12 protein-coding genes are annotated in these 13,118 nt (G+C 72.9%); 7 read left to right on the top strand and 5 right to left on the bottom strand.

The genetic code is table 11. The features are described 5' to 3' along the window. Positions 1–8: 8 nt before the first annotated feature. Positions 9–986 carry a hypothetical protein gene (locus tag ACFFRH_RS12690; RefSeq protein WP_344745177.1) on the top strand — a complete coding sequence of 326 codons (978 nt, stop codon included), beginning with the start codon at positions 9–11 and terminating at the stop codon, positions 984–986. A 335-nt stretch (positions 987–1,321) separates the two neighbouring features. On the opposite strand, the gene ACFFRH_RS12695 is transcribed toward ACFFRH_RS12690, so the two are convergent. After that, positions 1,322–1,609 carry a TFIIB-type zinc ribbon-containing protein gene (locus ACFFRH_RS12695; protein WP_344745178.1) on the bottom strand — a complete coding sequence of 96 codons (288 nt, stop codon included), beginning with the start codon at positions 1,607–1,609 and terminating at the stop codon, positions 1,322–1,324. A gap of 45 nt (positions 1,610–1,654) precedes the next feature. Next, on the bottom strand, positions 1,655–2,749 hold the full coding sequence (locus ACFFRH_RS12700) for an aminoglycoside phosphotransferase family protein (protein WP_344745179.1): 1,095 nt from the start codon (positions 2,747–2,749) through the stop codon (positions 1,655–1,657). A gap of 57 nt (positions 2,750–2,806) precedes the next feature. Between ACFFRH_RS12700 and ACFFRH_RS12705 the strand changes: the two genes are divergently transcribed. The 3 genes from ACFFRH_RS12705 (at position 2,807) to ACFFRH_RS12715 (ending at position 5,622) form a co-directional block, all read left to right on the top strand. Further along, positions 2,807–3,706 carry a TIGR03619 family F420-dependent LLM class oxidoreductase gene (locus ACFFRH_RS12705; RefSeq protein WP_344745180.1) on the top strand — a complete coding sequence of 300 codons (900 nt, stop codon included), beginning with the start codon at positions 2,807–2,809 and terminating at the stop codon, positions 3,704–3,706. A 347-nt stretch (positions 3,707–4,053) separates the two neighbouring features. Then, the gene (locus tag ACFFRH_RS12710; RefSeq protein WP_386156358.1) at positions 4,054–4,836 is read left to right on the top strand and encodes an HAD-IIA family hydrolase; all 783 of its coding nucleotides are present in this window, start codon (positions 4,054–4,056) and stop codon (positions 4,834–4,836) included. 153 nt (positions 4,837–4,989) lie between these two features. After that, on the top strand, positions 4,990–5,622 hold the full coding sequence (locus ACFFRH_RS12715; protein ID WP_344745181.1) for a hypothetical protein: 633 nt from the start codon (positions 4,990–4,992) through the stop codon (positions 5,620–5,622). Positions 5,623–5,797: 175 nt separating this feature from the next. Here ACFFRH_RS12715 and ACFFRH_RS12720 read toward each other — a convergent pair whose 3' ends face one another. Then, positions 5,798–6,439 (bottom strand): response regulator, encoded by a 642-nt coding sequence (locus tag ACFFRH_RS12720; protein WP_344745182.1) that lies wholly within the window; start codon positions 6,437–6,439, stop codon positions 5,798–5,800. Continuing rightward, entirely contained in the window at positions 6,430–7,632 is a 1,203-nt protein-coding gene (locus ACFFRH_RS12725; protein ID WP_344745183.1) for a sensor histidine kinase, read from the bottom strand. Before ACFFRH_RS12725 ends, ACFFRH_RS12720 begins: the two co-directional genes overlap by 10 nt. Positions 7,633–7,739: 107 nt before the next feature. Here ACFFRH_RS12725 and ACFFRH_RS12730 point away from each other — a divergent pair, with 107 nt between their 5' ends. From ACFFRH_RS12730 to ACFFRH_RS12740, 3 genes are all read left to right on the top strand, one after another. After that, positions 7,740–8,501, top strand: a complete 762-nt coding sequence (locus ACFFRH_RS12730; protein WP_344745184.1) for an ABC transporter ATP-binding protein — start codon at positions 7,740–7,742, stop codon at positions 8,499–8,501. Next, on the top strand, positions 8,495–10,858 hold the full coding sequence (locus tag ACFFRH_RS12735; protein WP_386156361.1) for an ABC transporter permease: 2,364 nt from the start codon (positions 8,495–8,497) through the stop codon (positions 10,856–10,858). Before ACFFRH_RS12730 ends, ACFFRH_RS12735 begins: the two co-directional genes overlap by 7 nt. A 299-nt stretch (positions 10,859–11,157) precedes the next feature. Continuing rightward, complete coding sequence (locus ACFFRH_RS12740) at positions 11,158–12,603, top strand: glycosyltransferase family 39 protein (RefSeq protein WP_386156363.1); 1,446 nt, start codon at positions 11,158–11,160, stop codon at positions 12,601–12,603. Between the two features lie 28 nt (positions 12,604–12,631). Here ACFFRH_RS12740 and ACFFRH_RS12745 read toward each other — a convergent pair whose 3' ends face one another. Next, a complete protein-coding gene (locus ACFFRH_RS12745; RefSeq protein ID WP_386156365.1) occupies positions 12,632–13,075 on the bottom strand; it encodes an NUDIX hydrolase in 444 nt (147 codons plus the stop codon). Positions 13,076–13,118: the final 43 nt, after the last annotated feature.

Consider the following 13,118-nt stretch of genomic DNA (forward strand, 5'->3'; position numbering starts at 1 on the left):
TTGTGCAAGTGACTACCCCCCGTTTGCTCGCCTGTGCCGTGGTCACCCTGGTGGCCCTCACCGCCTGCACCCCGTCTCCGAGTGAGCCCGTGGTCGGCCCGGCCACCGCGGGCGGCACGGTGGGCGTCGGACGGGGGACGGAGGGCGGAGGCTCCTCGTCTCCCACCGGCTCGCCCGCCGCCGTGACGCTGACGCCCGACGAGTATCGGGCCGAGCTGGAGGAGGCGCGCGGCCCGGTGCGCGCCGCGGTGAAGAAGCTGGCCGCGACCGGCGGCCTGAAGACCCTCGGCAAGCAGCTGCAGAAGACCTCCGGCGCGGTGGAGGGCGCGGTGACCCGGCTCTCCGCGCTGGCACCTCCCGCCGAGGTGAAGACCCAGCACGACAGCTACGTCGAGGCCCTGGGCCGGCTACGGACCTCCTTCGACACCGCCCGCCAGGACGCCGAGGAGCAGCGGGTGTGCACCGGCCCGGCCGTGCTGACCGGCATGGCCGAGGCGGACCAGCTGTCCGACGTGGAAGACGTCGCCAAGACGCTGAGCGGGTACCCGGCGAGCGTCATCCCGGTCAAGGCGGCCAAGAAGCGCGACCGCCGGCTGTCCAACGGCAGGTTCATCGCCTCCGAGGGGCGGACGGGCCGCGCCTACCTCGAACTGCGCAACGGCACCAGGCAGGACGCCGTCGTCGTCCTGGTGCGCGGCAAGAAGAAGGCCGTCACCGTGTACGTCCGCAAGAAGTCGAACTTCAAGATCCGGGGTGTCCGGGACGGCAGCTACAAGATCTACTACACCCTCGGCCAGGACTGGGACGCGAAGGCGCGCACCTTCACCCGGTCGTGCGCCTTCGAGCAGTTCGGCAAGACCGTGCGGTTCAGGACCGTCCATACCGCGACCCAGATCCGCTGGACCGACTGGACGATCACCCTGCACGCCGTGAGCGGCGGCACCGTGAAGCCGAAGAAGGTCAAGCCGGGCGACTTCCCCACCTGACGTGCCGCCTTCTCCCGATTCCCGGGGGCGGCCTCCTCACGCCCCGGCACGTCCTCCCCGCCCGGTCCGGCGACCCCGGGAAGGGCGTCCCCGGAGGGGCGGCGGTCCTGCCGCAGGGCTGCCCCGAACGGAGGACCGCCGTGCGCGGAGGGCCGTCTTGAACGGAGGACCGTCGTGGGCGGAGGACCGTCGTGGGCGGAGAGGCGCGGAGAACCGAGCGGCGCCGTGACTTGAGCGGCGCTGCGACTCGAGCGGCACCGCGATCTGAGCGGCGCCGGGAACGCGAAGACCGCGACCTCGTGACGAGGTCGCGGTCCCGGTTTCACCTCGGCCGATCAGGTCGAGAAGAGCATTCCGACCCAGCTGCGCTGGCGGTGGTGGCCGTAGTGGCCGTGGTGCTGTGCACCCCAGGCGGGAGCGCCGTAGCCGGGAGCGCCGTGCACGGGCGGCGGGGGCGGCGGCGGAGCTGCGTGGGACTGCTGCGACCACTGGCTCTCCATGCGGGTCAGCGTCTCGAGCTCGCCGTAGTCCAGGAAGATTCCGCGACAGCTCTCACACTGGTCGATGTGGACGCCGTTGCGCTCATAGGTGCGCATGGCGCCCCGACACTTGGGGCACTGCATCTGGCTGGTCTCCTTGTTCTGGCGTGGTAACCGAGTAACCACAACCTACTGCGTGGGCACACTATGGCAGGCGCTTCGATGCCGGACAATCCTGAGGCAGGACTCGACGAGCACCTCCTCCACTTCGTCCAGCGGACGTCCCTCCCGGCCGGCGGCGGCCACCGCCGCCGCCGCGAGCTGCACGGTCATCGCCTGAGCCGGGATCTCCAGCCGTCCCCACGGGTCGCCGTCCGGTGGGACGGCGACCCCGCCCGCGTCGCGGTAGGCCCCCAGGAAGCGATGCCACACCTCGGGCTCCAGCAGTCCGGCCGCGAACCAGGCGGCGGGCCTGGACAGATCCCATGCCTGGTCACCGACGCCCAGGTCGTCGATGTCGATGAGGATCCACTCGCCCGGCGCGCGGACCATCTGGCCCATGTGCCAGTCGCCGTGGGTCAGGCCGACGGGAGCCGTGCTGAAAGAGCCACCGGAAGCCGTGCTGAAAGAGCCACCGGAAGCGGTGCTGGAAGAACCACCGGAAGCCCCGCTGGAAGAGCCGCCGGGAGTCGTCCCCGAAGGGCCGCGGGGATTCGTACCGGAAGAGCCACCCGGAGCCGTGCCGGAAGGGCCGCCCGGATTCGTGCCGGGCGGGCTGCCGGGATTCGTACCGGGTGGGGAGGGGGAGGGCAGGCAGGTGAAGGCCCGGCGCACCGCCAGCTCGGCGGCGGAGCGGTCGCCCAGGCGGGCGACGGTCGCGGCCACCCGCGCCGGTCCCCCCGCGGCCCGCAGCGGGGGCAGCGCCCGCGCCGGTACGGCGTGCAGCCGCGCCAGCAGCCGGGCGGCGGCCTCCCAGGGGGCCGCGTCCGGATCCGCGTGGTCCACCGGCGTCCCGGCCGGCCAGACGGTGACCAGCCGGTCTCCGGCGGTCAGGACCTCCTCGGTCACCGGTTCGAGCATGATGCCGCGCAGCGCCGGGTGCGCGGTGGCCCGCATCCGCTCCACCAGCGGTTCCCGCTCCGCCCCCGGCGCGTGCGCCTTGACCACGACGGAACCGGCCCGCACGATGATCACGTCCGGCCTGGTCGGCAGCACCGTGCCGGGCACGCCGCCGTATCGGGCGCCGATCCGGCGCAGTTCGTCGATCAGGTCCTCGCTGTCCATCCGGCAAGTGAACCACCGGTCGCGGGTCCTGCCGACCGGCGGCATAAAGTGCGAGGTATGAGGATCGGTTTCGCGGTGCCGGTGTCGGGGTCCTGGGCGACGCCGGACAACATGGCGCGGATCGCCCGGGGTGCCGAGGAACTCGGATACCACGAGCTGTGGACCTTCCAGCGCCTGCTCTACCCGCGGGGCCACGCCATGGGCCCGACCTACCGCAGCGTGCACGACCCGGTGGTCACGCTCGCCTACCTGGCGGGCCTGACGAGCCGCGTCCGGCTCGGGGTGGCGGTGCTCAACCTGCCGTTCGCCTCGCCCGCGCTGATGGCCAAGCAGCTGGCGAGCCTGCAGGCGGTCTCCGGCGGGCGACTGGACGCGGGGCTCGGCCTGGGGTGGCTGCCCGAGGAGTTCGCCGCCTCCGGGATGTCGTTCGAGCGGCGCGGGCGGCGCGCGGAGGAGTACGTCCCGCTGCTGCGGCGCCTGTGGACGGAGGAGACCGTGGAGCACAGGGGTGAGTTCTACGAGCTGCCCCCGGTGCACCAGGATCCCAAGCCGCCCGTCGCGCCGCCGATCCTGCTGGGCGGTTCCGCCGAGGTGGCGCTGAGGCGTGCGGGGCGGCTGGCGGACGGCTGGATCAGTTCGAGCCGGGAGGACCTCGACGGCATCGGCGAGAAGATCTCCGTCGTCAAGGAGGCGGCCCGTGCCGCCGGGCGCGACCCCGAGGCGCTGCGCTTCGTCACCCGGGGCGTCACCCGCGTCCGGGCCCCGGGGGCGGAGGGGCGCGGACCGCTGACCGGTTCGTTCGAGGAGATCCGGCGCGACGTCGACGAACTCGCGGCCAAGGGGGTCACCGACGTCTTCCACGACCTCAACTTCGACCCGGAGATCGGATCGCCCGACGCCGACCCCGAGGAGTCGATGCGCAGGGCGGAGGCGGCGCTGGAGGCACTCGCGCCCTGATCGGGCTGTGGCACCCGCGCTGATCGGGTCCGGTGTGCACCCGCGCCCCGACCGGGCACGCGGACGCGCCCGACCGGGCACGCGGACTCGCGTCCCGATCGGGCTCGCGGCTCGACGCACCGGGAGCCGCCCGGAGAACGGAGTCGGCGAAGGGATCCGGTGGACGGGCCCGGTGGACGGACCCGGAGAACCGGCCCGGAGAACCGGCCCGGCGGGCGGGCCTCGCGATGTGCCGGAGGACCCGCGTGACCGGCCTTCCCGGTCGATGTACGGGTCTGATGACACATGACCGGACAGGTCCTGTCATCCTTGTTCCGGTACGTACCCGGCGGGAACAGGGGAGAACGGTGGACGAGCGCAAGCCGATCGAATGCTGGCTGTCGGACATGGACGGGGTCCTCGTCCACGAAGGACATCCGGTGCCCGGTGCCGACGAGTTCATCCGCCGCCTGCGCGAGTCGGGCAAGCGGTTCCTCGTGCTGACCAACAACTCGATATACACCCCGCGCGACCTGGCCGTACGGCTGCGCGCGGCCGGCCTGGAGATCCCGCCGGAGTCGATCTGGACCTCCGCGCTGGCCACGGCCAGATTCCTGGACGGCCAGCGCCCCGGCGGCTCGGCGTACGTGGTGGGGGAGGCGGGGCTGACCACCGCCCTGCACGAGATCGGCTACGTGCTGACCGACATCGCCCCCGACTACGTGGTCCTCGGCGAGACCCGCACGTACAGCTTCACCCAGATCACCCGCGCGATCCGGCTGATCGAGGGCGGTGCCCGGTTCATCGCCACCAACCCCGACCCGGTCGGCCCGTCGAACGAGGGGTCGCTGCCCGCCTGCGGCGCGGTCGCCGCGATGATCACCAAGGCGACCGGGGTGGAACCCTACTTCGTGGGCAAGCCCAACCCGATGATGATGCGCAGCGCGCTGCGGGCCATCGACGGCCACAGCGAGAGCACCGCCATGATCGGCGACCGGATGGACACCGACATCGTCTCCGGCATGGAGGCCGGGCTGCACACGATCCTGGTGCTCAGCGGGGTCATGAGCAGGGACCAGGTCGATCGCTACCCGTTCCGCCCGTCCATGGTGGTCGACTCGGTCGCCGACCTGATCGGCCTCATCGACTAGGACCTCGCCCGGCCGGTCGGCGGTGCCGGGCATCGGCGCGAGAGCGGCCGAGGCCGGCTCGCCGCCGGTCTCGGGTGTTCCCCGCTCCCGGTTTCTCGCCGACCGGCACATTCCTGCCGTGGGCTGTCAGGTACGGGTGCCATGCTGTCGCCCATGACACGTGTTTACCTGGAGATCGGCCCGAAGAAGGTTTTCGCCTGCTCGGTGGAGTGGCCGGGGTGGTGCCGGATCGGCCGGTCCGAGGAGGAGGCGCTTGAGGCCCTGATGACGTACGCGCCGCGCTACCGGGTGGTCGCGGAGCGGGCCGGGCTGGTCTTCGAGCCGGGGGACCCGGTTGTGGTGGAGCGGGCCAAGGGCGGCACCACCACGGACTTCGGGGCCATCGAGGCGATTCCCTCGCTCGACTCCGAACCGGTGGACGAGACCGAGGCGGCCCGGACCGTCGCGCTGCTCGGGGCGGCCTGGGAGCTCTTCGGCGAGACCACCGCCACCTCGCCCGAGGAGTTGCGCAAGGGCCCGCGCGGCGGTGGCAGGGACCGCGACAAGATGGCCGCCCACGTCGTCAACGCCGAGCGCGCGTACGCCCGCAAGATCGGTGTCCGCCACAAGCCCATCCACGAGCCCTCGGCCCTGGTGGCGATGCGCGCGGACCTCGTCGAGGTGCTGTCCCGGCCCTCCGACGGCCGTCCGCCGGTCCCCGGAGGCTGGCCCGTCCGCTACGCCGCCCGCCGCATCGCCTGGCACGTCGTCGACCACCTGTGGGAGATGGAGGACCGTCGCTCCTGAGGCATGTCCGGCGATTCAGGCGGACCGGACCGCCGGAGCCGCCGACGGCGAGGAGCCGCGGTCTCGGTCCTCCGGGGCTGGGAAGCCGGCACGGGCATGACGGTTGCCGGGGTGACGCCCGCGCCCCCGCAGGCTGGTGGCCGGGAAGGCCCCCGGAGCGTGGCGGCGCGGACGCTCACCCTCGCAGGTAGGCGAGGACGGCCAGGACGCGGCGGTGGTCGTCCTGGGCGGGCGGCAGGTCGAGCTTGCTCAGGATGTTCGCGATGTGCTTGGCGACGGCGGCCTCGGTGACCACCAGGGCGCGGGCGACGGCGGCGTTGGAGCGGCCCTCCGCCACGAGGCCGAGCACTTCGAGCTCGCGCGGCGTCAGGCGGGTCAGCGGGTCACGACGGCGTCGCAGGAGTTGCATGACGACCTCGGGGTCCACCACGGTGTGGCCGCCCGCGACCCTCTCAAGCGCGTCGACGAACTCCTTGACGGCGCCGATCCTGTCCTTGAGCAGGTAGCCGATACCGGCACCGGTGCCGGAGTCGAGAAGCTCCGCGGCGTAGGTCTGCTCGACGTACTGGCTCAGCACGAGCACGGGGAGCGATGGCCGGCGGGCCCGCAGCTCCAGCGCCGCGCGCAGCCCCTCGTCGGTGAAACCGGGCGGCATCCTGACGTCGGTGACGACGACGTCGGGCTCGTCCTCGACGACGGCGGCCAGAAGCGCGCCGGCGTCGCCGACGGAGGCGACGACCTCGTGCCCGAAACGTTCGAGCAGCCCGGCCAGGCCCTCGCGGAGCAGGACCGCGTCCTCGGCGATGACTACCCGCACGGGATCTCCGCCCCGAGCACGGTCGGCCCGCCCGCCGGGCTGTGCAGGGACATCGTGCCGTCGACGACGGCGAGCCGGTCGGCCAGCCCTTCCAGCCCGCTTCCACCGCCCTGATCCGCGCCGCCCACCCCGTCGTCCCGTATCTCCAGCACGAGTACGCCCTTCACCAGCCGCCCGCGAACCCGGCAGCGGGAGGCGCCACTGTGCTTGGCCACGTTGGTGAGCGCCTCGGAGACGACGTAATAGGCGGTCACCTCGACGGCGGGTGGCAGCCGCCGTCCCTCCCGCAGGACGATGTCGACGTCCACCGGGACCGGTGAGCGGCCCGCCACGTCGAGCACGGCGGCCGGCAGGCCCCGGTCGGCGAGCACCTGCGGATGCACACCGCGGATCAGCTCTCGCAACTCGGCCAGCGCCTTGTGCGCCTCCTCGTACGCCTCCCTGACCTGTACGGCGGCGACCGATCCCGGAGGCAGGTCGAGTTCGGCCAGGCCGAGCTTCATGGTGAGCGCGACGAGCCGCTGCTGGGCGCCGTCGTGCAGGTCGCGCTCGATCCGGCGGCGCTCGTTCTCGAAGGCGTCGGCCAGCCGGGCCCGAGATCGGATGATCTCCGCCTCGCGCGGGGCGAGCACGGCGCGGACGACGGTGGCACGCGCCGCCGCCCAGGCGGTGATCGGATAGGCGGCGATCGGCAGTATCACCAGGCCCGCCGCCACGACGGGCAGGCTGGGCAGCAGGTCGACGCTCGGCTGTAACGGCGCGCTCATCAGCGTGAGGGGCAGCCACAGGCCGAGGGCGACGAGCCCCAGGTCGATCCACCACAGCGCGAGCACGGAGACCGCCGCGAAGCCCAGTTCCCGCCAGCTCGCCTGATCCCGCAGGCGGGTGCGGAGCCGGTTCAGCGGTCCGGAGCTCACGGGCCCGTGCGGGGCGCGGGCGGGCACGCGGTCGACCAGCCGCAGCCGCCACCTCTCGAATCGGGCCAGCCACGGCGCGAGGACCACCACCAGTGCCACCGCGGCCGGTACGGCGACCGCCACGCCCCGCACGTACGCCAGGTGGACCAGGCCCGCCGCCACCGGCCCCATTCCCGCGCTGATCAGCAGGTAGGCCAGAGCCCGCCACGGCCAGGCCGACCCGAGGTAGCGCAGCGGTCGTCTGGACATGGCGTCCAGTGCGGTGGGGGAGAGCACCTCCAGAAGGTATCCGGCCCGTTCGCCGCCGGCACTAGTGCTGGGGATAGCTTCGTCCTCGTTCCCGTGCCCGTGTGCCGGCGGCGGGACGCCGCTTGGCTTGGCGCATGAACTCCGAACACGCCCCGAGGGGTGAAGAGACCGTCCGGCTCTCGTCGGTGCGCAAGGTGTACGGTTCGGCCGCGCTGCCGGTGCTCGCGCTGGACGGGGTGTCCGCCGGCTTCGACGCCGGCACGTTCACCGCCGTCATGGGCCCGTCGGGCTCGGGAAAGAGCACCCTGCTGCACTGCGCCGCCGGCCTCGACCGTCCGACGGAGGGCGGCGTCGTGGTCGGCGGCACCGACCTGGGCACGCTGGACGAGACCGCGCTAACGCTGTTGCGGCGCGAGCGGATCGGTTTCGTCTTCCAGTCCTTCAACCTGGTCTCCGCGTTGACCGCCGAGCAGAACGTCTCACTGCCGCTTCGCCTGGCCGGCCGCCGGGTGAACCCGGTGGAGACGCGGGCGGCACTGGCGGAGGTGGGCCTGGCGGGCAGGGGTGATCACCGGCCCAGCCGCCTCTCGGGCGGGGAGCAGCAGCGGGTGGCGATAGCGCGCGCGCTGATCACCGGGCCCGCCGTGGTGTTCGCCGACGAGCCGACCGGGGCACTGGACACCAGGAACTCGCACGGCGTGCTGAACCTGCTCCGCGACCTCGCCGACCAGCGGGGCCAGACCGTGATCATGGTCACCCACGATCCGGTCGCGGCGGCCCACGCCGACCGGGTGATCTTCCTGGCCGACGGCAGGGTGGTCCAGGAGATGACCCGCGAGATCACCGCCGAATCGGTCGCGACCCGGTTGGCGAGCCTGGAGGCACGGGCATGCTGATCCCGGCCACCCTGCGCGAACGCTGGAGCGGGTTCGCCGGCGCGTTCGTCGCGCTCTGCCTGGGAAGCGCGATCACCTCCATGAGCGCGCTGGCGTACGCGTCGGCCGACCCTCAGGTTCCCGCGCGGCTCGCCGGGGCTCCGGTGCTGGTCCGCGCACCGGTCGCGGTCAGAGCCGACGGTGACTTCACACCGGACCGGCCCTGGTCGCCGGAGACGGTCATCTCCCTGGCCGGGCGGCTGGCGGCCGTTCCCGGTGTGGCGGCGGCCGTACCCGACCACGTCTTCTACGCCCAGCCCGTCATCGGGGGGAGGCCGATCGGGGACGGACGGGGCCACGCCTGGTCGGCGGCCGCGCTGGCGCCCTACCCGCTGACCTCGGGCAGGGCCCCCGAGCGCGACGGGGAGGTGGTGCTCGACCGTGCGCTCGGGGCCGGGCCGGGGACGCGGGTGACGCTGCTCACCTCGGCGGGGCCGGCACCGTACACGGTGACGGGCACCGTCGACGAGGCCGGCCCGTACCTGTCCGACGCGGCGGCGGCACGCCTGGCGGGCGGGGTGCGGACGATCGGGCTGGTCACCGAGACCGGCGCGGACCCGGCGGCGGTCGAGCGGGCCGCGAGGGAGGTGACCGGTGACCGGGGCGAGGTCCTCTCCGGTGAGGCGCGCGCCGCGCTCGAACCCCTGGACGACGCGCGGATCCGGTGGATCGGCGCGCAGGTCCTGACCGCGATGGTCATCCTGGCCGGTTTCGTCTCGATCTTCGTGGTGGCCTCGACCTTCGCCTTCGGCGTGGCGCGGCGGCGGCGCGAGCTCGGCCTGCTGCGCGCCGTGGGCGCCACGCCGCGCCAGATACGGCGGATGATGTACGGCGAGGCGTTGGCGGTCGGTGCGATCGCGGCGCTGACCGGCGTCTCGCTCGGCGCGGCGCTCGCCCCGGTGCTCGGTGACCTGCTGGTCGAGGTGGGATTCCAGCCGGCGACCTTCGCGGTACGGATGCGAGCGTGGCCGCCGGCGGCGGCGTTCGCGGGCGGGCTGGTCGTGGCCGGACTCGGTGTCTGGTCGGCCTCTCGCCGCGCGGCCGGGGTGCGCCCGCTCGAAGCCTTGCGCGACGCCGAGGTGGACGAGCGGCCCATGCCGCGCGGCCGGTGGATCTCCGGCGCGGTGTGCACGCTCGGCGGCCTGGCGGCGGCCGTCGCCGGCCTCACCACCGGCGCCGCCGAGATGGTCCCCTACGTGATCTACATCGCGATGGCCCTGATCGTGGGACTCACCCTGCTGGCTCCCGCCCTCATCCCCCCGGTCATCCGGATGGTCACCTGGCCGCTCATCCGCCTGCGCGGGGCCACCGGCCTGCTCGTCAGGGAGAACTCTCTGGCGGCGGTCCGCCGTACCGCCTCCACGGCCGCCCCCGTCCTGGCCACGGTCGGTTTCGCGGTGCTGGTCACCGGCATGGTACAGACGACGGCGGCCGCCTACGGAACGGGCAGGACCGCCACGCTCCAGGCAGGTGCGGTCGTGCTGCCCTCGGGCACGCCCGGTCTCTCCGACGCCGTGGGCGGAGTGTCGGCGCTGCCCACGGCGGTGTACGGCGAGACCGTCACCGTCCCGGCGGCGGGTGTCACCCCCGAGGTGCTCGCCAGGTCGGGGACACCGAAGATGATCTCCGGCTCTCTCGGCGACCTGCGCGGCGAAACCATGGTCGTCAGGGAGTGGCTGGCCGAGGAGACCGGCTGGCGGCCCGGTGACGTCGCCGACATCACCTTCGAGGACGGGCGCACCGTGGCGCTGAGGGTGGTGGGTGTGATGGCGGAGGCGCCGTTCAGCATGCTGCTGCCCCGGCAGCTGGTGCGGGCGCACGACCCCTCGGCGCTCGCCGACGAGGCCTACCTCCCCTACCCGGTGCCGATGGCGGGCGAGCTCGGCGCACGCGTCGTCGACCTCGCCACCTACGCCGTGGAGGCCGACGCGGAGGAGGACCGGCTGGTATGGATCTTCACGCTGCTGCTCGTCGCCACGTCGGCGGGATACACCGCCGTCGCGATCGCGAACACGCTGATGATGGCCACGGCGAGCCGGACACGAGACCTCACCGCCCTGCGGCTGGCGGGTGCGACGAACCGGCAGGTACTGGGTGTGATGGCGGCCGAATCGGCGCTGGTGGTCGCCATCGGAACCGCCCTCGGCACGATGGTCGCCCTGCCCGCCCTGCTCAGGATGCGCGCGGGGCTGGCCACGTCGATCGGCGCTCCGGTGCCTCTCGTCGTGCCGTGGCCCGTCATCCTCGCGCTGGTGGTGGCCTGCCTTCTCCTGGCGGCCGTCACGAGCATGCTGACCGTCCGGACGAGACCCGAGTAGGGGAGAGCCGGGTCGTCCGGGGCCTCCCACGGACGTGGCCGGTCGGGTGACGCCTCGCCTCGTGAGCGGGTGTACGAGCGTACGCGTTCGCCGAGCACTCGCGCGCCGCGACGAAGGACAGGGGGCGCGTTCACCGAATCCGTACACGGTGAGGTCGGCCCCCCGGACCCCTGGATTCCCGGATCCGGGCGGCCGAGAGGGTGAGATCTCCGTCGCTGGAGACGAGACGGAGAATGCCTGGGACGATTCCGCAGGACCATCGCGTCGGTCGCGTTCATGGTGTGAAATAGCACGATGTGATGGGTGTCGTGGAAAAGGACGGGGCCCGGCCCCGTGAGCGGTCCCGCCTGCCGGAGGTGATCCCTCCGGTGGCGGCCTTGCTGATCGGGCTCTGGGGCATCACCACGCCCTCGTTCTGGCGCGACGAGTCGGTCAGCGCGATGGCCGCCGCGATGCCCCTCGACGACCTGTGGCACCTGCTCGACAGCATCGACCGGGTGCACGCGCTCTACTACCTCCTGCTGCGGCCGTTCGCCGCGTTCTCGACCGGTGAGCTGGCCATGCGCCTGCCCTCGGTCGTCGCCACGGCCGCCGCCGCGTACGGCGTCGCGGTCCTGGGCAGGAAGCTCGCCGCCCCCGGGGCGGGCCTTGTCGCCGGGCTGCTCTATGCCGCGCTGCCGATGGTGAGCCGGTACGCCCAGGAGGCGCGCAGCTACGCGATCGTGACGGCGGTGGCGGTCCTGGCCACCTGGGTGCTGGCCGAGGCGACGCGGCGGTCGAGCCCCCGTTGGTATCTGGCCTACGGGGCCTGCCTCGTACTGCTCGGCTGGTTCCACGTCTACGCGCTGCTCCTGGTCGTCGCGCACGTGGTGACGGTGGTGCTGTTCCGGTACAGCGCGCCGTCACCGTCACCGTCGTCGTCCCGGCCCGATCTCGTGTGGTTCGCCGGGGCGCTGACCGTGGCCGTGGCCGGGATCGCCCCGCTCGCGCTCCTGGCGGCCGGTCAGCGCGAGGCCCAGCTGTCGTGGTTGAAGCCGACGAAGCTCACCGACGTCGCCTGGTTCGGGGAGGAGGTGGCGGGCACCGTGTGGGTGGCGTTGCTGCTGGTCGCCCTCATGCTTCTCGGGGCGTTCTCCGGGGGGCGGCTGGCGGCGGTCGCGCTGCCCTGGGCGCTGCTGCCGTTCGTTTCCATGGCCATCTCCATCGTCTATCCCGTCTTCAACCCGAGGTACGTGCTCTTCGCCGTCCCCGCGATGGCACTGCTGGCCGGAGCGGGCCTGAACGCCCTGCGGCCCCGGGCCCTGGGCTGGATCGGGCTCGTCCTCGTCGCGGCGCTGACCGTCCCGACGCACCTGACGATCCGCGAGCCGGACAGGCGGCCCGACAACCTGCGTGACATGGCGGCCACGCTGCTGGCCAGGCAGCGTCCGGGCGACGCCGTGCTCTACGTTGGGGAGAACAGGCGCCTGTTCGCCGCCGTGTACGAGGACGCGTACCGGAACCTGCGCGACCTCACCCACGCCCCCGGACGGCGCACGCCGAGGACCGCCGCGCAGTTCACGGCCGCCCTGGACGGCGTCGAGCGCGTCTGGCTGGTCACCGGCGGCAGGAAGCACAAGAGCAGGGACTTCGTGGAGGACGACGAGCGCTATCTGGCCCTGATGGCCAACCGTGACTTCACCCTGAAGTCCACCGACGACTTCGGCTACTCGTGGTTCGGCCTCTACGTCCGCGAGCGGCGCTGATCCTTCCGGGACCTCCGGGAGTGGGAGATCAGGCGATCAGGGCGGGCAGGCGAGTGACGGTGTCGGCGAGGTAGGCGCCGAGCTCCGGGGGGACGAGGTTGATGGCGGAGATCTCGGCCGGGTCGAGCGGGAGCCGCACCACCTCGTACTCGCCACGGGCGGGGTCGTCGAACTCCGGGCCGCAGCGCAGCGCGGGGTCCATGGAGACCAGGCGGCAGCCGTAGACGTGCTGGGTCTTGACGCCCTCGTCGCGCAGGCACTCCAGGGTGGTCAGCGGGGTGACGCCGGAGACGACGGCGCCCAGCTCCTCCATGACCTCGCGGTGCAGGGTGTGCTCCAGCGAGGCGTCCTCGGGCTCGACGTGGCCGCCGGGAATGGACCAGTAGAGCTCCTTGCCGGGGACCGTGCGCCGGAACAGCACCAACCGGTCGTCGTCGAGGAGGACGGCGCGGACGCTCGGCACGGCAGACATGGGGCCATTGTGTCACCGCGCCGGTGGCACGACCCGCATCCGG

The organism is Streptosporangium vulgare, assembly GCF_042428775.1.
GTDB classification, from domain to species: domain Bacteria; phylum Actinomycetota; class Actinomycetes; order Streptosporangiales; family Streptosporangiaceae; genus Streptosporangium; species Streptosporangium vulgare.